This window comes from Janthinobacterium sp. BJB401 (assembly GCF_013372745.1).
GTDB lineage: Bacteria > Pseudomonadota > Gammaproteobacteria > Burkholderiales > Burkholderiaceae_D > Janthinobacterium > Janthinobacterium rivuli.
Window position 1 is genome coordinate 39,231 of the sequence record NZ_JABXFH010000025.1, and the last position, 20,073, is coordinate 59,303.

The 20,073-nt window shown below is 60.2% G+C and carries 23 protein-coding genes; 21 read left to right on the forward strand and 2 right to left on the reverse strand.

Annotation, left to right across the window (positions count from 1 at the left end):
- Nucleotides 1–45: 45 nt before the first annotated feature.
- Nucleotides 46–963 carry a 23S rRNA (adenine(2030)-N(6))-methyltransferase RlmJ gene (locus HWE17_RS16895; protein WP_034749665.1) on the forward strand — a complete coding sequence of 306 codons (918 nt, stop codon included), beginning with the start codon at nt 46–48 and terminating at the stop codon, nt 961–963.
- Between the two features lie 198 nt (nt 964–1,161).
- Here the strand turns inward: HWE17_RS16895 and HWE17_RS16900 are convergent, their stop codons facing one another.
- Together HWE17_RS16900 and HWE17_RS16905 are read right to left on the reverse strand one after the other, a co-directional pair.
- On the reverse strand, nt 1,162–1,911 hold the full coding sequence (locus HWE17_RS16900; RefSeq protein ID WP_035820257.1) for an SAM-dependent methyltransferase: 750 nt from the start codon (nt 1,909–1,911) through the stop codon (nt 1,162–1,164).
- 18 nt (nt 1,912–1,929) lie between these two features.
- Complete coding sequence (locus HWE17_RS16905; protein ID WP_176389558.1) at nt 1,930–2,538, reverse strand: Maf-like protein; 609 nt, start codon at nt 2,536–2,538, stop codon at nt 1,930–1,932.
- 221 nt (nt 2,539–2,759) lie between these two features.
- On the opposite strand from HWE17_RS16905, the gene HWE17_RS16910 reads away from it, so the two are divergent.
- The 20 genes from HWE17_RS16910 to acpS all read left to right on the forward strand — a co-directional run bounded on the left by HWE17_RS16910 (nt 2,760) and on the right by acpS (nt 20,058).
- Nucleotides 2,760–3,257: a DUF177 domain-containing protein gene (locus HWE17_RS16910; protein ID WP_034779242.1), complete on the forward strand. Its 498-nt coding sequence runs from the start codon at nt 2,760–2,762 to the stop codon at nt 3,255–3,257.
- A gap of 202 nt (nt 3,258–3,459) precedes the next feature.
- Entirely contained in the window at nt 3,460–3,642 is a 183-nt protein-coding gene (rpmF, locus tag HWE17_RS16915; RefSeq protein ID WP_034749653.1) for a 50S ribosomal protein L32, read from the forward strand.
- Nucleotides 3,643–3,852: 210 nt separating this feature from the next.
- Nucleotides 3,853–4,920: a phosphate acyltransferase PlsX gene (plsX, locus tag HWE17_RS16920; RefSeq protein ID WP_076566622.1), complete on the forward strand. Its 1,068-nt coding sequence runs from the start codon at nt 3,853–3,855 to the stop codon at nt 4,918–4,920.
- Between the two features lie 15 nt (nt 4,921–4,935).
- Nucleotides 4,936–5,934, forward strand: a complete 999-nt coding sequence (locus HWE17_RS16925) for a beta-ketoacyl-ACP synthase III (RefSeq protein WP_099400483.1) — start codon at nt 4,936–4,938, stop codon at nt 5,932–5,934.
- Between the two features lie 30 nt (nt 5,935–5,964).
- Nucleotides 5,965–6,906 carry an ACP S-malonyltransferase gene (fabD, locus tag HWE17_RS16930; protein ID WP_035820249.1) on the forward strand — a complete coding sequence of 314 codons (942 nt, stop codon included), beginning with the start codon at nt 5,965–5,967 and terminating at the stop codon, nt 6,904–6,906.
- A gap of 49 nt (nt 6,907–6,955) precedes the next feature.
- Entirely contained in the window at nt 6,956–7,699 is a 744-nt protein-coding gene (gene fabG / locus HWE17_RS16935) for a 3-oxoacyl-ACP reductase FabG (RefSeq protein ID WP_035820245.1), read from the forward strand.
- Nucleotides 7,700–7,877: 178 nt separating this feature from the next.
- Entirely contained in the window at nt 7,878–8,117 is a 240-nt protein-coding gene (gene acpP, locus HWE17_RS16940) for an acyl carrier protein (RefSeq protein WP_008449912.1), read from the forward strand.
- A gap of 29 nt (nt 8,118–8,146) precedes the next feature.
- Nucleotides 8,147–9,397, forward strand: coding sequence for a beta-ketoacyl-ACP synthase II (gene fabF / locus HWE17_RS16945; protein WP_035820244.1), 1,251 nt, complete (start codon nt 8,147–8,149; stop codon nt 9,395–9,397).
- 121 nt (nt 9,398–9,518) lie between these two features.
- Nucleotides 9,519–10,028 carry a hypothetical protein gene (locus tag HWE17_RS16950; protein ID WP_176389538.1) on the forward strand — a complete coding sequence of 170 codons (510 nt, stop codon included), beginning with the start codon at nt 9,519–9,521 and terminating at the stop codon, nt 10,026–10,028.
- Between the two features lie 66 nt (nt 10,029–10,094).
- Nucleotides 10,095–10,718 (forward strand): RNA polymerase sigma factor RpoE, encoded by a 624-nt coding sequence (gene rpoE / locus HWE17_RS16955; RefSeq protein WP_035820241.1) that lies wholly within the window; start codon nt 10,095–10,097, stop codon nt 10,716–10,718.
- 72 nt (nt 10,719–10,790) lie between these two features.
- A complete protein-coding gene (locus HWE17_RS16960) occupies nt 10,791–11,096 on the forward strand; it encodes a sigma-E factor negative regulatory protein (RefSeq protein ID WP_176389539.1) in 306 nt (101 codons plus the stop codon).
- A 236-nt stretch (nt 11,097–11,332) separates the two neighbouring features.
- Complete coding sequence (locus tag HWE17_RS16965) at nt 11,333–12,835, forward strand: DegQ family serine endoprotease (protein WP_176389540.1); 1,503 nt, start codon at nt 11,333–11,335, stop codon at nt 12,833–12,835.
- 54 nt (nt 12,836–12,889) lie between these two features.
- A complete protein-coding gene (locus HWE17_RS16970) occupies nt 12,890–13,135 on the forward strand; it encodes a glutaredoxin family protein (protein ID WP_035820236.1) in 246 nt (81 codons plus the stop codon).
- A 318-nt stretch (nt 13,136–13,453) separates the two neighbouring features.
- Nucleotides 13,454–15,244, forward strand: a complete 1,791-nt coding sequence (gene lepA / locus HWE17_RS16975) for a translation elongation factor 4 (RefSeq protein ID WP_099400486.1) — start codon at nt 13,454–13,456, stop codon at nt 15,242–15,244.
- A 3-nt stretch (nt 15,245–15,247) separates the two neighbouring features.
- Complete coding sequence (gene lepB, locus HWE17_RS16980) at nt 15,248–16,165, forward strand: signal peptidase I (protein ID WP_034749618.1); 918 nt, start codon at nt 15,248–15,250, stop codon at nt 16,163–16,165.
- Nucleotides 16,166–16,239: 74 nt separating this feature from the next.
- On the forward strand, nt 16,240–17,055 hold the full coding sequence (gene rnc, locus HWE17_RS16985; RefSeq protein WP_034749615.1) for a ribonuclease III: 816 nt from the start codon (nt 16,240–16,242) through the stop codon (nt 17,053–17,055).
- 1 nt (nt 17,056) lies between these two features.
- Entirely contained in the window at nt 17,057–17,959 is a 903-nt protein-coding gene (gene era / locus HWE17_RS16990) for a GTPase Era (protein ID WP_034749612.1), read from the forward strand.
- A 28-nt stretch (nt 17,960–17,987) separates the two neighbouring features.
- Nucleotides 17,988–18,836: a DNA repair protein RecO gene (recO, locus tag HWE17_RS16995; protein ID WP_035820226.1), complete on the forward strand. Its 849-nt coding sequence runs from the start codon at nt 17,988–17,990 to the stop codon at nt 18,834–18,836.
- Nucleotides 18,837–18,878: 42 nt separating this feature from the next.
- Nucleotides 18,879–19,640 (forward strand): pyridoxine 5'-phosphate synthase, encoded by a 762-nt coding sequence (gene pdxJ, locus HWE17_RS17000; protein WP_176389541.1) that lies wholly within the window; start codon nt 18,879–18,881, stop codon nt 19,638–19,640.
- Between the two features lie 22 nt (nt 19,641–19,662).
- The gene (gene acpS / locus HWE17_RS17005; RefSeq protein ID WP_176389542.1) at nt 19,663–20,058 is read left to right on the forward strand and encodes a holo-ACP synthase; all 396 of its coding nucleotides are present in this window, start codon (nt 19,663–19,665) and stop codon (nt 20,056–20,058) included.
- Nucleotides 20,059–20,073: the final 15 nt, after the last annotated feature.

Consider the following 20,073-nt stretch of genomic DNA (forward strand, 5'->3'; position numbering starts at 1 on the left):
AGCGCTCCCGCCTTTATTTATTTTTATTATGGAATTAGCCAGCTTATGTTGAGTTACCGCCACGCCTTTCACGCGGGTAATCACGCCGATGTGTTGAAGCATTATGTGCAGATTCAGTTGTTGCAATATCTGAATCAAAAAGATACCGCCTATAGTTATATCGATACCCACTCCGGCGCGGGCGTATATGCGCTCGACGGTGGTTATGCCTCGAAAAATGCCGAGTACGAAACGGGCATCGCGCCCCTGTGGGACCGCACGGACCTGCCGGCCTCGCTGGCCGAGTACATGAAACTGATCAAGGAAATGAATCCGAGCGGCAAGATGCGCTACTACCCGGGTTCGCCGTACTGCGCCGACAAGGTCAGCCGCGAGCAAGACCGTCTGCGCCTGTTCGAGCTGCATCCAGCCGATGCAAAGATTCTGGCCGACAACTTCCGCAAGGTCGAGGCGCATGCGCTGGCCCAGGGCGAGCGTCCGACCGTGCGCGGCAAGCGCGTGCTCATCACCAAGGCCGATGGCTTCCAGAGCCTGAAAGCCCTGCTGCCGCCGCCATCGCGCCGCGCGCTGGTGCTGATTGACCCGCCGTATGAAGACAAGATGGATTACCGCAAGGTCAAGGACACCCTGGCCGATGCCCTCGTGCGTTTCCCGTCGGGCATGTATGCCGTCTGGTACCCGGTGCTGCAGCGCATGGAATCGCGCCAGTTCGCCGACAAGCTCAAGCAATTGCCCAGCTCGGACTGGCTGCATGTGACCCTGACGGTCAACACCCCGTCGCCGGACGGTTTTGGCTTGCACAGCAGCGGCATGTTCATTTTGAACCCGCCGTACACGCTGGAGCCGATGTTGCGCGAAGTCATGCCGTACCTGGTGAAGGTACTGGGCCGCGACGATGGCGCGAAGTTCGTATTGGAAACGGGTAAGGGCGGACAAAAGAACACGGGCACCCGTCGAGTCTGAAGACACCTGACCAAACCTACTGCGCGTCGGTATAGGCGGCCTGCGATGCTCACCGGCTCGGCGCCCCCGTACAGAGTACGGTTGCGCTTCTTAGCTACCTCTCCCTTCCGCTCGCTACGGTTTTGTCAGGTGTCGTAACTATCGTAGTTGAGCAAAGTAAATAAACGCCACGGCAAATATTTCCGTGGCGTTTGTCGTTTACTGTCCCAGCAACAGGAACACGGTCGGTTTCTTGTGGAAGTCGGGCGCCTTGCCGGCGGCTAATTGTTTCTTCCACTGGCCGCCATTCCACGTCTGCACGCTTTCCGTGTCCAGGCTCAGGTCGGTGGCGACGCAGATCAGGGTGGACGGTGCGCATTGCGCCACGAGGGCTTCCAGCATGGCGGCGTTGCGGTACGGCGTTTCGATGAACAGCTGGGTCTGCTTTTCATTGCGCGAGCGGCTTTCCAGTTCCTTGATGCGTTTGGCGCGCAGGGCGGCGTCCGTGGGCAGGTAGCCGTTGAAGGCAAAGCTCTGGCCGTTCAAGCCGCTGGCCATCACGGCCAGCAGGATCGACGACGGGCCCACCAGCGGGCGTACTTTAATGCCGTGCTGATGCGCCAGACGAACCAGGTCGGCGCCGGGGTCGGCCACGGCGGGCACGCCCGCTTCCGATACGAGGCCCGCATCGCGTCCCGCCAGCAAGGGGGCCAGCAAGCCCGCCAGCGCTTGCGCGGGGGTATTCACGTTCAGTTCGGAAATCGTGATTTCTTGCAAGGGCTTGGCCAGCGGATGCTGGTTGCCGATCAATTTCAGAAAGGCGCGCGCCGTCTTGGCGTTTTCCGCAACGAAATAATCGAGCTGCGACGTGATCTGCCGTACTTGCTCTGGAATGATGTGGGCCAGCGGGTCGGCCGGGCTGTCGGAGAGGCCGAGGTGGTTGGGAATCAGGTACAGGGTGCCGGTCATATTGTTATTGTCGGTAAATTAAATGGTGAAAAACGTGACGCCCGCCTTGCGCAGCATGCCGGTGAGGGCGATCAGCGGCAAACCGGTGAGGGCGGTCGGGTCGGTGGTGGCGATGCATTCAAGCAGGGCGATGCCCAGGCCTTCGTTCTTGGCGCTGCCGGCGCAATCGTATGGTTGCTCGATGCGCAGGTAGGCGTCCAGCTCGGCGTCGTGCAAGTCGCGCACGGTGACGAGGGTCTGGACGTCTTCCACTTGCGCCACGGGAGGATTCTGGCGGCCGTCGAGCAGGCAAAGTGCCGTGTGGAACACGGTCTGGCGTCCGCGCATGGTTTGCAGTTGCAGCAAGGCATACGCATGGTTGCCGGGCTTGCCGATCTGCGCGCCGTCCAGGGTGGCGACCTGGTCGGAGCCGATGACGAGGCTGCCGGGGTAGCGGTCGAGCACGGCTTGCGCCTTGGCCTGGGCCAGGCGCAGGGCCGTGGCGCTGGGGCTTTCACCGGGCAGGGGGCTTTCATCGAGATCGGGCACGGCCACCTCGAAAGGCAGGCGCAGGCGTTCCAGCAATTCCTTGCGGTAGGTCGAACTCGATGCAAGAATCAAGCGCAATGGGGCGGAAGTTGGTATCATTCGGTAGTGGATGGCGGCCGGCATGGCCGCGCTGGTCGATGTCAGTGGAATTTCACGTGGTTCCAAGGCGCAGAGCCCACAACGAGGCTCCATGCGGCATGACGGTGTTGATGAAGTTGTCATGTTGATGGCAATGATTGCGTCAAAAAAGATGCTTAGCCTTTGACTCCGTGCTAAAAACCCTGTTATTATCGCAGGTTTTCCGGGGAAATTTTCTACCAATGAATGCTTTTGTGATCGACGCCTTTGATTTTTGTCGTATCAGCGGGAGCCGCGAGGGTGTAACTCCTGTCGCTGAAATGACCCGGTTGACCAAGGATTGTGCAGATAGTTCCGGCGAGATCGCCTGGAAGATCGTCGGCGGCACCAGCAAGCTGGGCTACCCACAACTGACCTTGTCGGTCAACGGCACCGTTCAGCTGGTTTGCCAGCGCTGCCTGACTCCGTATGCTTACGCAATTGATTCGACGACCACTCTGATGCTGGGCAAGGATGACGAGCACGCGGACGAGATCGAAGAAATCATCAACGATGAATCGATCGACGTGATCGTCGGCAGCCGCAGCATGGATGCCGCGGCCCTGATCGAAGATGAAGCCTTGCTGGCCCTGCCGCAGGTACCCAAACACGACGTCTGCCCCGATACGGCGCAGCTCGATGCTCTCAAGACTGAAAAGAAGTCGCCGTTTGCGGCACTGAAAGACTTGAAGCCAGAATAAAGTAGTAAAGGGGTTTTCCCCATCAAGGAACGTGTCAAACGCGTGTTGTAATCGAGTATGGCAAGTGTAGTGAAATGTAATTGTAATAAACGATGTCGGTCCGGGCTATTTTCGGGTAGTCTTTGCCGCTGGGATACTCGATTCGCATGTATTTGCCAATCGATTGTGCTAAAATTTTAGAACTTATGTATTAGGAGTCATCATGGCAGTTCAACAGAACAAGAAAACCCCTTCCAAGCGCGGCATGCACCGTTCGCACGACTTCCTGGTCGCGCCGCAATTGAGCGTCGAGCCAGTTACCGGCGAAACACACATGCGTCACCATATCAGCCCTAACGGCTTCTATCGTGGCCGTAAAGTGTTGAAGACCAAAAACGACGAGTAATCGACGTTTTTGTTGGGTAAGATGAAAGCGGTGTTGCGTGGTTATTCGGCGTGGCGCCGCTTCTTCTTTTTTATCGGCTGCAATTCATCTTGCGCACCCGTCATTTTGAATCAAGCTTGCTCAGGCGGTGCATGACATGCTGCGCCCTGCATATGCTCCAGTCCGATTCACATCTTGCCGCACGCCCGCAGCGGTATTGAATCAACACAAATGACAATCAAAATTTCTATCGACTGCATGGGCGGAGATCACGGTCCCTCAGTCACTATCCCCGCAGCAATTTCCTTCGTAAAACATGAGCCTGAAGCCGAACTGATCCTTGTTGGATTGGAAGACGTGATCCGTGCCGAACTGAAAAAACATAAAGCCGACACGCATCCGCGCCTGTCGGTATTGCATGCCTCCGAACAAGTTACCATGGACGATCCCCTGGAAGTGGCCCTGCGCCGCAAGAAGGATTCCTCCATGCGCGTGGCCATCGAACAGGTCAAGAACGGCGTGGCGCAAGCCTCCGTTTCCGCCGGCAATACGGCAGCCCTGATGGCCGTGTCGCGCTACGTACTGAAAACCATGTCCGGCGTCGACCGTCCGGCCATCTGCAGCATCTTGCCGAATCAAAAGAACGGCCCGACCTACATGCTGGACCTGGGCGCGAACGTCGATTGCGAACCGCATCACTTGCACCAGTTCGCCATCATGGGTTCCGTGCTCGTGTCCGCCATGGAAGGTATCGAACGCCCGACGATCGGCTTGCTGAACGTGGGCACGGAAGATATCAAAGGCAATGAAGTGGTGAAACTCACCTCGAAGCTGCTGCAGGCCGACCACGAGCGTGGCGCGCTGAACTTCTACGGCAACGTGGAAGGCAACGATATCTTCAAGGGCACGACCGATATCGTCGTCTGCGACGGTTTTGTCGGCAATGTCACCCTGAAAGCCATCGAAGGCCTGGCGCGCTTCATGAAAGACGTGCTCACTTCCGAATTCAAGCGCAATCCGATTACCATGCTGGGCGCGCTGATCGCCCGCGGGGCCCTGAAAGCCATCGGCAACCGCCTGAATCCATCGCGTTACAACGGCGCCAGCCTGCTGGGCTTGCGTGGCCTCGTCTTCAAGAGCCATGGCAGCGCCGATGCCTATTCGTTTGAATGGGCCTTGCGCCGCGCCTTTGATGCGGCAAAAAATGACGTGCAAGCACACCTGGCCAGCCTGATCGCCGAGCTGATGCCGCGCACGCCAGTACCGGACGAACCTACATCAACAAGCTCTACCATTTAGTGGACGGGTATTTGCATGACTGTTTTTAGCAAAACTTACAGCAAAATTATCGGTACCGGCAGCTACTTGCCGGAGAAGCGCGTCACCAACCAGGATTTGACCGAACAGCTCGCCGCCAAGGGCATCGAGACCTCGGATGAATGGATTGTGTCGCGCAGCGGCATTTCGGCGCGCCATTACGCGGCGCCAACGCAAAATTCCTCGGACTTGGGCGTGGAAGCGGCCAAAAAGGCCCTGGAAATGGCTGGCCTGAGCGGCAACGACCTGGACCTGATCATCGTCGCCAGCTCGACCCCCGATTTCTTCGGCAGCTTCCCCAGCACCGCCTGCATCGTGCAAAACAAGCTGGGCATCACGAACAACTGCGCCGCCGTCGACGTGCAAGCCGTCTGCAGCGGTTTCGTGTATGCGGTCGCCACGGCCGACAGCTTCATCCAGTCGGGCATGCATAAAAACGTGCTGGTGATCGGCGCCGAAGTGTTTTCGCGCATTCTCAATTTCGACGACCGCGGCACCTGCGTGCTGTTCGGCGACGGCGCCGGCGCCATCGTCATGACGGCGTCAAAAGAGCCGGGCATCCTGGCCACCAAGCTGCATGCGGATGGCCGTCACTCGAACATCCTCAGCGTTCCCGGCAGCCTGGCTGGCGGCGCGCTGGACGGCAGCGCCTTCCTCTACATGGATGGCCCGGCCGTGTTCAAGCTGGCCGTGTCCGTGCTGGAGAAAGTTGCGCACGAAGCCCTGGAGCACGCCAACATGACGTCGGACCAGATCGACTGGCTGATCCCGCACCAGGCGAACATCCGCATCATGAACAGTACGGCCAAGAAACTCGGCTTGCCGTTGGAAAAGATGGTCGTCACCGTCGACCAGCATGGCAACACCTCGGCCGCCTCGATCCCGCTGGCGCTCGACATCGCCGTGCGCGATGGCAGAGTCAAGAAGGGTGACAATGTCATGATGGAAGGCGTGGGCGGCGGCTTTACCTGGGGCGCCGTGCTGGCGCGCATGTAATCCCGCAACAATATTAAAAACGGAGTCACCATGACACAATTTGCATTTGTTTTCCCAGGCCAAGGCTCGCAAGCGATTGCGATGCTCGACGGTTTCGCCGGCAACCCTGTGGTGGCGCAGACCGTCGCCGAAGCGTCGGACGCCCTGCAATTCGACCTGGGCAAGCTGATCGCCGAAGGTCCGAAGGAAGAGCTGGATCTGACCACCAACACGCAACCGGTGATGCTGACGGCGGCCGTGGCCTTTTATCGCGCCTGGCTGGCGGCTGGGGGCCCCGTGCCGACGGTCGTGGCCGGTCACAGTCTCGGTGAATATTCGGCGCTGGTCGCCGCTGGCGTCATCTCGTTCAAGGACGCCGTGCCGCTCGTGCGTTTCCGCGCGCAAGCGATGCAGGAAGCCGTGCCGGTCGGGCAGGGCACGATGGCTGTCGTGCTGGGCCTGTCGGACGACGACGTGCGCGCCGCCTGTGCGGAAGCGGCGGCGGAAAACCCGGCCCTGGTGGTCGAGCCCGTCAATTTCAATGCGCCAGCGCAAGTCGTCATCGCCGGCCATACGGCGGCCGTTGAGCGCGCCTGCGAACTGGCCAAGGCCAAGGGCGCCAAGCGCGCCATGAAGCTGCCCGTCTCCGCGCCATTCCACTCGTCGCTGCTGAAGCCGGCATCGGACCGCTTGCGCGAGTATATGGCCGGCTTGACGTTCTCGGCGCCGCAAATCGCCCTGATCAACAACGTCGACGTGGCCATCGTCAACGACGTGGCCGGCATCAAGGATGCGCTCGTGCGCCAGGCGGCCAGCCCCGTGCGCTGGGTGGAAACCATGCAAAAAGTGGCGGCCGACGGCATCACGCAAGTGATCGAATGCGGCCCGGGCAAGGTCCTGATGGGCCTGGCCAAGCGCATCGATCCGGTGCTGGTGGGCGACGCCATCGTCGATCAGGCATCGCTGGAACGCATTTTGACGCAGCTCAAATAAACATCAGATCGCGGCAGCTTGCCTGCCGCGGTTGCTTTTAAGGATACTCATGAATTTAGCAAATCAAGTCGTGCTGGTCACGGGCGCCTCGCGCGGCATCGGCCGCGCCATCGCCACCGAACTGGGCAAGCAGGGTGCCACCGTGGTTGGCACCGCCACCTCGGAAAGCGGCGCGCAAGCCATCACCGATTACCTGGCCGCCGAAGGCGTGGCGGGCAAGGGCCTGGTCCTGAACGTGACCGATGCGGCGCGCTGCGCGGCCGTCGTCGACGAGGTGCAGAAAACCTACGGCAGCCTGTCGATCCTGGTCAACAATGCGGGCATCACGCAAGACCAGCTGGCCATGCGCATGAAGGATGAAGAGTGGGATAGCGTCATTTCCACGAACCTGTCGGCCGTCGGCCGTTTGTCGCGGGCGGTACTGCGCGGCATGATGAAAGCCAAAACTGGGCGTATCATTAATATCACGTCGGTGGTGGCGTCGTCGGGCAATCCGGGGCAAATGAATTACGCGGCGGCCAAGGCTGGCGTGGAAGGCATGAGCCGCGCCCTGGCGCGCGAAATCGGCAGCCGCAACATTACCGTGAACTGCATCGCGCCGGGCTTCATCGATACCGACATGACCAAGGCGCTGAGCGAAGAGCAGCACGCGGCCCTGTTGACGCAAATTCCCCTGTCCCGCCTGGGCAAACCGGAAGACGTGGCGGCGGCGGTGGCCTTTTTGGCTTCGCCGCAAGCGGCATATATCACGGGCACGACCCTGCACGTGAACGGTGGAATGTACATGAATTGATGTGAAAGGTAGACGGGACGGGCGTTTGTGGCATGATTCAACGGTCGTTTTTGTCTATAATCGCATCTTTTAGCAGCAGCTTCGGTCGAATTAGCAGCAGACACCGAAATTAGTATTCGGACGCGCAAACCTGATAAAATGCGCGCACTTTCCGTAACACACACTTTGGAGCCATAACATGTCGGATATCGAACAACGCGTTAAGAAAATCGTCGCTGAGCAACTGGGCGTTGCAGAAGCAGACATCAAAATCGAATCCTCCTTCGTCGACGATCTCGGCGCCGATTCCCTGGACACCGTGGAACTGGTCATGGCCCTGGAAGACGAATTCGAAATGGAAATTCCTGACGAACAAGCTGAAAAAATCACCACCGTGCAACAGGCGATCGACTACGCCACCGCACACGTTAAGGCCTAAGCCTGTCTGACCGACTTCAGGAGAATCGCTTGAGCCGTTCTAAAAACCGTCGTGTTGTTGTCACCGGCCTGGGCTGCGTTTCACCTGTCGGCAATACTATTGCCGAGGCGTGGGGCGCAATCGTTGAAGGTAAATCCGGCATTGCCACGATTACCAAGTTTGATGCACAGCCATTCACCACGCATTTTGCCGGTGAAGTCAAAGGTTTCAATATCGAAGAGTACATCTCCGGTAAGGAAGCCCGCCATATGGATACCTTTATCCATTACGGCATGGCTGCGGGCATCCAGGCGATCCAGGACTCCGGTCTGGAAGTCACCGAAGAAAACGCCGAGCGCATCGGCGTGATCATCGGTTCCGGTATCGGTGGCTTGCCGCTGATCGAAGACACCAAGTCCGAGTACGAAAAGCGCGGTCCGCGCCGTATCTCGCCATTTTTCGTGCCTGCCTCGATCATTAACATGATCTCTGGCAACCTTTCGATCAAATATGGTCTGAAGGGCCCGAACCTGGCGATCGTTACAGCGTGTACCACCGGTTTGCACAGCATCGGTGCCGCAGCGCGCATGATCGAGTACGGCGATGCCGACGTCATGATCGCCGGCGGTGCTGAATCGACCGTGTCGCCACTGGGCCTGGGCGGTTTCGCTTCGGCGCGTGCCTTGTCGACCCGCAACGACGATCCGGCAACGGCATCGCGTCCGTGGGATGCCGACCGCGACGGCTTCGTGCTGGGCGAGGGTGCTGGCGTCATGGTGCTGGAAGAGTACGAGCACGCGGTGGCCCGTGGTGCCAAGATCTATGCCGAAGTGCATGGTTTCGGGATGAGCGCAGATGCTTATCACATGACCTCGCCGCTGGAAGATGGTAGCGGCGGCAGCAAATCGGTGATCGCGGCCCTCGACAACGCAGGCTTGAACCCGGATCAGATTCAATACCTGAACGCGCACGGCACATCGACCCCGCAAGGCGACGTGGCGGAAGTGATGGGCATCAAGCGCACCTTCGGTGATCACGCCAAGCATATTGTCGTCAACTCGACCAAGTCGATGACGGGCCATTTGCTGGGCGGCGCGGGCGGTCTGGAAGCGGTATTTACGGTCCTGGCATTGCACCATCAGGTGTCGCCACCGACCATCAATATCTTCAACCAGGATCCGGCGTGCGATCTCGATTTCTGTGCCAACACGGCGCGTGATATGAAGATCGATTATGCAGTGAAGAATTCGTTCGGCTTCGGCGGAACGAATGGCACGCTGATTTTCGGTAAAGCGAAATAAGCAGGAACTTTCAAGCGCTCGCTACGGTCAAATCGTAGTGAGCGCTGATTCGGCGCCAACGTTCGTTGGCGCCTGAATTTGCCCGGCATGTTGCCGGCGCGCCTTTTTTTTCCCATGAAGTATGTCGATCGCGGTAGCGGCTGTCATTCGCACGCCTGTCTGTTTGCGCCTGTTGCAAGCGGTGCTGGGGCTGTGCGCCTTGCTGGCTGCCTGGCCCTTGAGTGGTGTCTGGCGCAGCCTGCCCGTGCCCGGCCAACTGGTGGGCGGCTATGCGCTGGGCTTGTTTGCAGCCTTGCTGAGTGCGGCTGGCGGCGTGTTTTTGCTGGCCTTGCTGCGCTGGCGCAGAAAGCCGCAGGCGCTTGATATTTCGCCGGTTGGCCAGTTGCGGCTGGCGGTATATCTGGAGCATGGCGGGGTGCCTGGAAGCGGTGCTGCCGGGGTGATTGAGGCGGCGCCGGGGCTGCGCCTGTTGCCGGGCTCGACCTTGTGGCCGTCGCTGCTGGTGCTGTGCCTGGCGGATGCCGCCGGGCGTCGCACGGAAGTGCTGGTACAGCGCGGCGGCAGTTGCGCCGCCTTCCGCCCGCTGGCCGTGGCTTGCCGGGCTATCGCGGCGCGGAACAGGGAAGAATAAAAGTGGGGCGAACACTGAACTTCTTGCAGCGGGCCAACTCTATATCCATACAGGCGCCCACGCTGCATGACTACAGGGACATTGGGCGTGAGGACAGAGCGCGAGTATGATCAGTTACTGGTCGAGCGGGTGCAGGCTGGCGACAAACGGGCATTCGATGTGCTGGTATCGAAATATCAGCGCCGCTTGATGCGTCTTGTGTCGCGGCTGGTGCATGATCCGGCGGAGGCCGAAGATGTGGTGCAGGAAACCTTTATTAAGGCATACCGGGCGCTGCGCCATTTTCGCGGCGAGGCCGCCTTTTATACCTGGCTGTATCGCATTGGCATCAATACGGCCAAGAATTATCTCGTCACGCAGGGGCGGCGCGCCGCCACATCCAGCGATGCCGACGCCGAACAGGCGGAGTCCTTCGATGATGGCAATAAATTGCGAGACAACAATACGCCCGAATCGGTGCTGGCCAGCAAGCAGATCGCGGCCACCGTCAATGCGGCCATGGATGTGCTGCCCATCGAGTTGCGCACGGCCATCGTGCTGCGCGAAATCGAGGGCCTGAGCTATGAAGAAATATCGGAAATCATGGCGTGCCCCATCGGCACCGTGCGCAGCCGGATTTTTCGCGCGCGCGAAGTGATCGCGGAGAAATTGAAACCGTTGTTGGACATGCCGATTGACAAGCGCTGGTAATCTGGGGAGTATGAGGCTGGCATGGCTGCGTCCGGTTTCCGCACCGATCCTTTTGAAATGGCAGGACCCATCATGGATACGCATACACGATTGCACGAGACTATTTCCGCCCTGGCCGATGGCGAGCTGGCGGCGAGCGAACTCGAACTGGCTTTTGCCGCCCTCGATACGCCATCGGGGCGGCAGGCCTGGGATGCCTATCGCCATATCGGTGACGTGCTGCGCTCGGAGCAGTACGGCCATGCACTGAGCGCCCACTTCGATGCGCGCATGGCCAGCCGCCTGGCTGCGGAGGCGGCGCCTGAAGGGACAGCTCATGTGGAGCCGTTGCCGCCCCTCGTGCCGCCGGGCGTGGCCGAGCCGCTGGCGCAGCGCTAGCTGGCGCGTTTCCATCTTATGCCAGGCTTAACATCCTCTTCGCCCCCTTGACACTGGCCTTCGGTACGATTGACACTGTGGGCAGGCAATATCTTGCTTTTGCGATATATTGTTGCTGCCATGTGCGTTGTCAGGTGGGTTTGCCCCTGGATTGCCGTCATGATGGCCAATCATGCGCGCAGGCAATTGCCTGATTTGCGTTTTGATCCGTTTATCTATTCGAAAAGATCCTTTCCATGAAAAAAACCATGTGTGCCGCCAGCAAGTCGTTTTCAGTGAAGACGCTTTCCGCTTTATTGTTCGGTACGGCTGGCGTCTTCCTTGCTCCCACCATGCTGGGCCTGGCGCCACAGGCGCAGGCCGCCGTGCCCGCCATAAAACTGCCTGATTTCTCGGACCTGGTCGACGCCGTCGGCCCGGCCGTGGTGAATATCCGCACCACCGAGCGCCTGAAGATGGGCGCCGCCGGGGCTGGCGCGGGCGGCCAGGATGAGCAGGAAATGCAGGAATTCCTGCGCCGCTTCTTTGGCGGCGCCATGCCGACGCCGCGCCAGCAGGCGCCACGCGGCGGCCGCCGCGCCGTGCCGCAGGAGCAGGAAGTGCAGCGCGGCGTCGGTTCCGGCTTCATCATTTCGGCCGATGGTTACGTGCTGAGCAATGCCCACGTGGTCGACGGCGCCGACGAGGTGTATGTGACCCTGACGGACAAGCGCGAATTCAAGGCCAAGGTGATCGGCGCCGATGCGCGCACCGACGTGGCCCTGCTGAAAATCGAAGGCGGCAACCTGCCGCGCCTGACCATTGGCGACTCGGACAAGATCCGCGTGGGCGAATGGGTCATCGCCATCGGCTCGCCGTTCAACCTGGAAAACACGGTGACGGCCGGCATCATTTCCGCCAAGTCGCGCGACACGGGCGACTACTTGCCTCTGATCCAGAGCGACGTGGCCGTCAACCCGGGCAACTCCGGTGGTCCCTTGATCAATATGCGCGGCGAAGTGATCGGCATCAATTCGCAGATCGCCACCTTGTCCGGCGCCTACAATGGCATTTCGTTTGCCGTGCCCATCGATGAAGCCATGCGCGTGGGCGAGCAGCTGAAAAAGACGGGCAAGGTCGTGCGCGGACGCATCGGCGTACAAATCGGCGAAGTGAGCAAGGACGTGGCGGAATCGCTGGGCTTGCCGAACGCCAAGGGCGCGCAAGTATCGATGGTGGAACCGGGCGGCCCGGCCGACAAGGCGGGCATCAAGCCGGGCGACATCATCCTGAAATTCAACGGCGCCCAGATCGAGCGTTCATCCGACCTGCCGCGCCTGGTTGGCGGCGCCGCCGTCAACGGCAAATCCACGATCACCGTCTGGCGCAAGGGTGCGCAGCAGGATGTTCCCGTCACCGTCGTCGAGCTCGAAAGCGAGAAAACGGCGAAGAAGGGCGCCAAGGAGCCGGAAGCGCAAGCCGTCAATGCGCTGGGGCTGAAGGTCAGCGACGTGCCGGCCGCCAAGAAGCGGGAATTGAAGATCGACGCGGGCGTGCTGGTCGACGATGCCGATGGCGTGGCGGCCCAGGCCGGCCTGCAGCCTGGCGACGTGATTTTGCAGTTGAATAATGTCGCCGTGAAAGACGCCAAGCAGTTCAACGCCCTGGTCGCCAAGCTCGATCCGAAGAAGACGTCGGCCGTGCTGGTGCGCCGTGGCGACGTGGCGCAATTCGTTTCGCTGCGTCCGTCGGCGAAGTAACTATGTGATCATCCCGCATTCCGGCTGCAGCTGGAATGCGGTATCCTGCCCGCCATGCACTTCACCCTCTATTCCCGCAGTTATTGCCACCTTTGCCAGGACATGCTCGACGCCTTGCTCCTGCTGCAGCCGCCCGGAAAACCGTTCACGGTGGACGTGATCGACATCGATGCGTCGCCCGACGCCTCGCTGCTGGCCCGTTTCGATGAGCTGGTGCCGGTGCTGTTTGGCGATCTGGCGCAGCCCGAGCTATGCCATTATTTCCTCGACGAAGCGGCCGTGCGGCGCCGCCTGGCATAGCTTAAATGTCAATATTGACACTGCATTGCACCATTCTGGTGCCGAAAACCGCCGAAAATGTCGGCTTGCCCCCGTGCCGGCCTCATAAGACGGGCTTTCTACTCTGAAATCCGGTAAAATGGGGAGGTCGAAAAAGCTACTGTCCGAGGCAGCAGCTTCTGTCGCTTCAAAAGCGCTCGCCTGGGCATGCAGATGTCCTGCCCGGAGCGCTTTTTTTCATCATGAGTGGGGCGCCCGGTTTTGGCCCTGTTTGGCCCGAGCATGATCCCCATGATTCCTGTTAAAGCAGTGTCGTCAACTTCGCACTTATATTAGTTAATGAACAACATACGCAACTTCTCCATCATCGCCCATATTGACCACGGTAAATCGACCCTGGCTGACCGCATCATTCAATTGTGCGGCGGCTTGTCCGACCGCGAGATGGAGGCGCAGGTGCTCGATTCGATGGATCTGGAGCGCGAGCGCGGCATTACCATCAAGGCGCAAACGGCGGCCTTGCACTACAAGGCGCGCGATGGCCAGATCTACAACCTGAACCTGATCGATACGCCGGGCCACGTCGACTTCAGCTATGAAGTGTCGCGCTCGCTGTCGGCGTGCGAAGGCGCGCTGCTGGTGGTTGACGCGTCGCAAGGCGTGGAAGCGCAAACGGTGGCCAACTGCTACACGGCGCTGGATCTGGGCGTGGAAGTGGTGCCCGTCCTGAACAAGATCGACTTGCCGAACGCGGACCCGCCGAACGCCATTGCCGAGATCGAAGACGTGATCGGCATCGACGCGGCCGACGCCGTGCATTGCTCGGCCAAGACGGGCTTCGGCGTGCTGGACGTGCTCGAACAACTGATCGTCAAGGTACCGCCACCGAAGGGCGATCCGGACGCGCCGCTGCAGGCGCTGATCGTCGACTCCTGGTATGACGCCTATGTGGGCGTGGTCATGCTGGTGCGCGTCGTCAACGGCACCCTGAAACCGAAAGACAAGATCCGCCTGATGGCCACCGATTCGGTGCAGCTGGTGGAAGACATCGGCGTGTTTTCGCCCCGTTCGCAATCCTTGCCGCAGTTGTCGGCAGGCCAGGTGGGTTTCATCATCGCCGGCATCAAGGAATTGAAAGCGGCGAAAGTGGGCGACACCGTCACCCTGGCCAGCCGTCCTGCCGCCGCGCCATTGCCTGGCTTCAAGGAAGTGCAGCCGCAAGTGTTCGCCGGCCTGTTCCCTGTGGAAGCGAACCAGTACGACGCGCTGCGCGACTCGCTGGAAAAGCTGAAACTGAACGACGCGGCCCTGATGTACGAGCCGGAAGTGTCGCAGGCGCTGGGCTTCGGCTTCCGCTGCGGTTTCCTCGGTTTGCTGCACATGGAAATCGTGCAGGAACGCCTCGAGCGCGAATTCGACATGGACCTGATCACCACGGCGCCGACCGTGGTGTACGAAGTGATCCAGCGCGACGGCACCATGATCAACGTCGACAATCCATCGAAGATGCCCGATCCGTCGCGCATCGAGGAAGTGCGCGAGCCTATCGTCACGGTCAATCTGTACATGCCGCAGGAATACGTCGGCTCCGTGATTACCTTGTGTATCGGCAAGCGCGGCATCCAGATGGACATGAGCTACCACGGCCGTCAGGTCAAGCTCGTGTATGAAATGCCGATGGCCGAGATCGTACTGGACTTCTTCGACCGCCTGAAATCGACGTCACGCGGCTATGCCTCGATGGATTACGAGTTCAAGGAATACCGCGCGGCCGACGTGGTCAAGGTCGACATGCTGATCAACAGCGAAAAAGTCGATGCGCTGGCCATCATCGTCCACCGTTCGAACAGCCAGTACCGTGGCCGCCAGGTGGCCGCCAAGATGCGCGAACTGATCCCGCGCCAGATGTTCGACGTGGCCATTCAGGCGACCATCGGCGCCAACATCATTTCGCGTGAGAACGTGAAAGCCTTGCGCAAGAACGTGCTGGCCAAGTGCTATGGCGGCGACATCAGCCGCAAGAAAAAATTGCTGGAAAAACAAAAGGCGGGTAAGAAGCGCATGAAGCAAGTGGGTTCCGTGGAGATCCCGCAAGAGGCATTCCTGGCAATTTTACAAGTGGATGGTTAATCAATGAACCTGCAAGTGATTTTAGGAAATTTCGCTTTAATCCTGTTCGTGCTGATGGTGTTGACGGGCCTGGTCTGGTGCCTGGATGTGTTTTATCTGTCCAAGCAGCGCCGCAAGGCGGCCGACCGCGCCCTGGCTGAATTCGATGCGCGCCAGTCCAAGCTGGCCGCCGAGGGCATCAAGTCCGATGCGGGTGGCAGCCGCGCCAGTATCGAGGCGGCCCTGTTGCGTCAGCCGACCTGGGTCGAGTATTCGGGCAGTTTCTTCCCCGTCATCGCTCTCGTGTTCTGCCTGCGTTCGTTCCTGTACGAGCCGTTCAAGATCCCGTCGAGCTCGATGGTGCCGACCTTGCTGGTGGGCGATCTGATCCTGGTGAACAAGTTTACTTATGGCATTCGTCTGCCTATCGTCAACAAGCGCATCATTGAAGTCAACGATCCGCAGCGCGGCGACGTGATGGTGTTCAAGTACCCGAAAGATATGTCGCAAGACTATATCAAGCGCGTGATCGGTGTGCCCGGTGATAAAATTACCTATGAAAACAAGCGCTTGACGGTCAATGGCAAGGAAGTGGCGTACACGCCGCTGGACGACTACCTGGACGATGAAAGCACGGTCTACCACAAGCAATTGGAAGAAAACCTGACGGGCGTGAGCCACCGCATCCTTAACGACGAGCCTGCTCCTACGTTGAATTTGCGCGAAGTGAAGGATTTCCCGCACAAGGATGCGTGCAACTACAACGAAGACGGTTTTACGTGTGTAGTGCCACAAGGCAATTACTTCATGATGGGCGACAACCGCGACAATAGTGCGGACAGCCGCTACTGGGGCTTCGTGCCGAACGAGAACATCGTCGGCAAGGCTTTCCTGGTGTGGATGAACTTCAGCAATCCGAAAAGAGTGGGCGGCATACACTAAGCCGCCCGCATGGCTGCCGCGCCGATTCCCCGCGCGGCGGCCAGCCGAATTACTCAGATGACACAGAAACAACAATGAATCTTCAGTTATTGCAAACCCGTTTAGGCTATACGTTCCAGGATGCTGGCCTGTTGCAGCAAGCCTTGACGCATCGTAGCCACAGCAGTTTGCATAACGAGCGGCTGGAATTTCTCGGCGACTCCATCCTCAACTGCGTGGTCGCGTCCATCCTGTACGAACGCTTCAAGTCCATCGACGAGGGCGATTTGTCGCGCCTGCGCGCCAATCTGGTGAAACAGCAGTCGCTGTATGAAATCGCGCAAAAGCTGGAACTGTCGCAATTTTTGCGCCTGGGCGAAGGCGAGCTCAAATCGGGCGGTTTCCGCCGTCCATCGATCCTTGCCGACACCCTGGAAGCCTTGCTGGGCGCGATTTTCCTCGACACGGGGTTTGACGCCGCCAGCACGGTGATCCGCGCCTTCTACATCCCCATTCTCGACTCGGTCGACCCGCAAACCCTGGGCAAGGATGCCAAGACCCTGCTGCAGGAGTTTTTGCAAAGCAAGAAAATTTCGCTGCCACAGTACAATGTGGTGGCCACCCACGGCGCCGCCCACAGCCAGGAATTCGAGATCGAATGCCTGGTGCCAAAATTGAATATCCAGGTCTACGGTCGTGGCGGAAGCCGCCGCGCCGGTGAGCAAGCCGCCGCCAAACTGGCGCTGGACGTGGCCGAGCAGGCGTTGTTGAAGTCGCCTGCCGCCAGCCGCAAGCCGAAACCGCGCGCCGCCCAGCTCAAGCTGGCCGGCATTGCCACCATCCAGAGCGACGACGCGCAAGCCCCGGCTGCCCCGGCGATCGCCGCTCACACTAAACAGAATCGACACTAGCATGACAGCAACCAAAATGCCCGACAACTTCCGCTGTGGCTATATCGCCATCGTGGGCCGCCCCAACGTGGGCAAATCGACCCTGATGAACGTGCTGATCGGCGCGAAGGTCAGCATCACTTCGCGCAAGGCGCAAACGACGCGCCACCGCATCACGGGCATCCAGACGGTGCCGGACGCGCAATTCATCTACGTCGACACGCCTGGCTTCCAGACGCGCCACTCGAACGCGCTGAACAAGACGCTGAACAAGACCGTGACGAACACCCTGATTTCATCGGACGTGATTTTGTACGTGATCGAGGCGGGCACGTTCGGCCCGGCCGACCAGCAAGTGATGGACCTGCTGCCGAAGGAAGTGCCGTGCATCCTCGTCATCAACAAATCCGACCGCGTGAAAGACAAGGCCGTGCTGCTGCCGTTCGCGCAAAAGATTGCCGCCATGCGCGACTTCGCCGCCATCGTGCCTGTTTCCGCCAAGCTGCATTTCCAACTGGAAGGCTTGCAGAACGAGATCAAGCGCTTCTTGCCGGAAAACCAGCCGATCTTTGGCCCGGACGACATCACGGACCGCAGCGAGAAATTCCTCGCCTCGGAAATCGTGCGCGAAAAACTGTTCCGCTTCGTGGGCGACGAACTGCCGTACACGAGCACCGTGCTGATCGAGAAATTCGAGCAGGAAGGCGACCTGCGCCGCGTGTTTGCCGCCATCCTGGTCGAGCGCGATACCCATAAATCCATGATCATCGGTAACAAGGGCGCACGCCTGAAGGAAGTCTCCACCCAGGCCCGCCTGGATATGGAAAAGCTGTTCGGCGGCCCCGTGTACCTGGAAATCTGGGTCAAGGTCAAGTCGGGCTGGGCCGACAACGAGGCGGGCTTGCGCGCCTACGGCTACGAGTAATCCGCAACCCGGGGGCGACGCCACACGCATGAGCACCACCACGCCAGCGCTGCACCATCCTGCGCCAGCCGCCTCTGCTGCATCTGCGCCGGTCCCTACGCCGGCGGCCATCGCGCCGCCGGCCGCACCTTCCACAGCGCCCCGGCGCAGCCGTCCGCCCGCGCGCGACGGCCGCATCACGGGACAGCCAGCCTTCGTGCTGCACAGCTATCCGCATAAAGAAACCAGCCTCATCGTCGACGTGTTTACGCGCGAATACGGCCGCATCGCGCTCGTCGCCAAGGGCGCCAAGCGGCCCCATTCGCAGTTGCGTGGCGTGCTGCAGACGTTCCAGCCGCTGCAGGCGGGCTGGACGGGCAAGTCCGAGCTGCGCATCCTCACGGGCGCGGAATGGGTGGGGGGCATGTTGCCGCTCGAAAAGACCGCCTTGCTGTGCGGCTTTTATCTGAACGAGTTGCTGGTGAAATTGCTGGCGCGCGACGATCCGCATCCTGTCCTGTTCGACCACTACGTTGCCACCTTGAATCAACTGGCGCACAATGAGCCGCCGCCCATCGTGCTGCGCAAGTTCGAGCGCGCCTTGCTCAAGGAAACGGGCGTGGCGGCCGACTTGACGCGCTGCACGGGCACGCGCCAGGCCGTCGATGCGGGGCAGGTATACGTGGTCGACCCGGAACGCGGACCGCGCCCGGCGCGCGCCAGCGATGCCTGGCCGAAGATCACGGGCAAGACCCTGCTCGACATGGAGCGCGAAGATTATCTTGACGTGGCCACGCAGGCGCAAAGCAAGCTGCTGATGCGCTTTTTGCTGGCCCATCAACTGGGCGGCGCCACCTTGAATACGCGCCAGATACTGATCGATTTAATGCAGCTGTAGCGGCGGTTTGCCGCACGACAGCACTTTACGGATACCATCACTATGAGCTTTTTGCAGCCTTCCGGCCCCGTCATCGACCTGGGCGTCAATATCGACCACGTGGCCACCTTGCGCAATGCGCGCGGCACCGCCTATCCGGATCCGGTCCGCGCGGCCCTGCTGGCCGAGCAGGCCGGCGCCGACGCCATCACCCTGCATCTGCGCGAAGACCGCCGCCACATCAAGGATGCGGACGTCATCGCCATCGCACCGCAGTTGCTCACGCGCATGAACCTGGAAGCGGCCGTCACGGCCGAGATGATCGATTTCGCCTGCCGCATCAAGCCGGCGGACGTCTGCCTGGTGCCGGAAAAACGCACGGAAGTGACGACCGAAGGGGGGCTGGACGTGGTGCGCTATTTCAAGGAAGTGCAGGCGGCCGTGCAGCAATTGCAAGGCGAGGGCATCCGCGTGAGCCTGTTCATCGATGCGGACGAGCAGCAGATCGCCGCCGCCGCCGAGCTCGGCGCGCCAGTGATCGAGCTGCACACGGGCCGCTATGCGGACACCGAGGGTGCCGAGCAGCTGGCGGAGCTGGAGCGCATCAAGGCCGGCGTGCTGTTCGGCGTGGGCCGCGGCTTGAAAGTGAATGCAGGCCACGGCTTGCATTACACCAATGTGCAGGCCATCGCCGCCATTCCCGATATTGCTGAATTGAACATCGGCCACGCCATCGTCGCGCATGCCGTGTTTGTCGGCTGGGAAAATGCCGTGCGTGAAATGAAGGCCATCATGGTGGCCATGCGCCTCGGGCACAGGGCCTGATAACAGATAGCAAGGAGGCAGCATGATCTACGGCATCGGCACCGATATCTGCAAGATACCCCGCATCGAGGCGGCGTTGGCGCTTCATGGCGAGCGTTTCGCCAAAAAAATACTGGGGCCGCAGGAGCTGGAAAAATTCCGCGCCCGCAGCGCCAGGAATGCTGTGCGCGGCGTGCGCTTCCTCGCCACGCGCTTCGCGGCAAAAGAGGCGTTTTCCAAGGCCATCGGCCTGGGCTTGCGCATGCCGATGACTTGGCCCGCCGCGCAGATGCTGAACCACCCCAGCGGCAAGCCGATGATCGTCTGCAGCGGCGTGTTGGCCGAGTTCATGGAAAAGCACCGGCTGAGCGCGCAAGTGACCATCAGCGATGAAGAAGAATATGCGGTCGCGTTCGTGATCGTGGAGCAAGCAGGGTAACTATAAGTGCGCAAT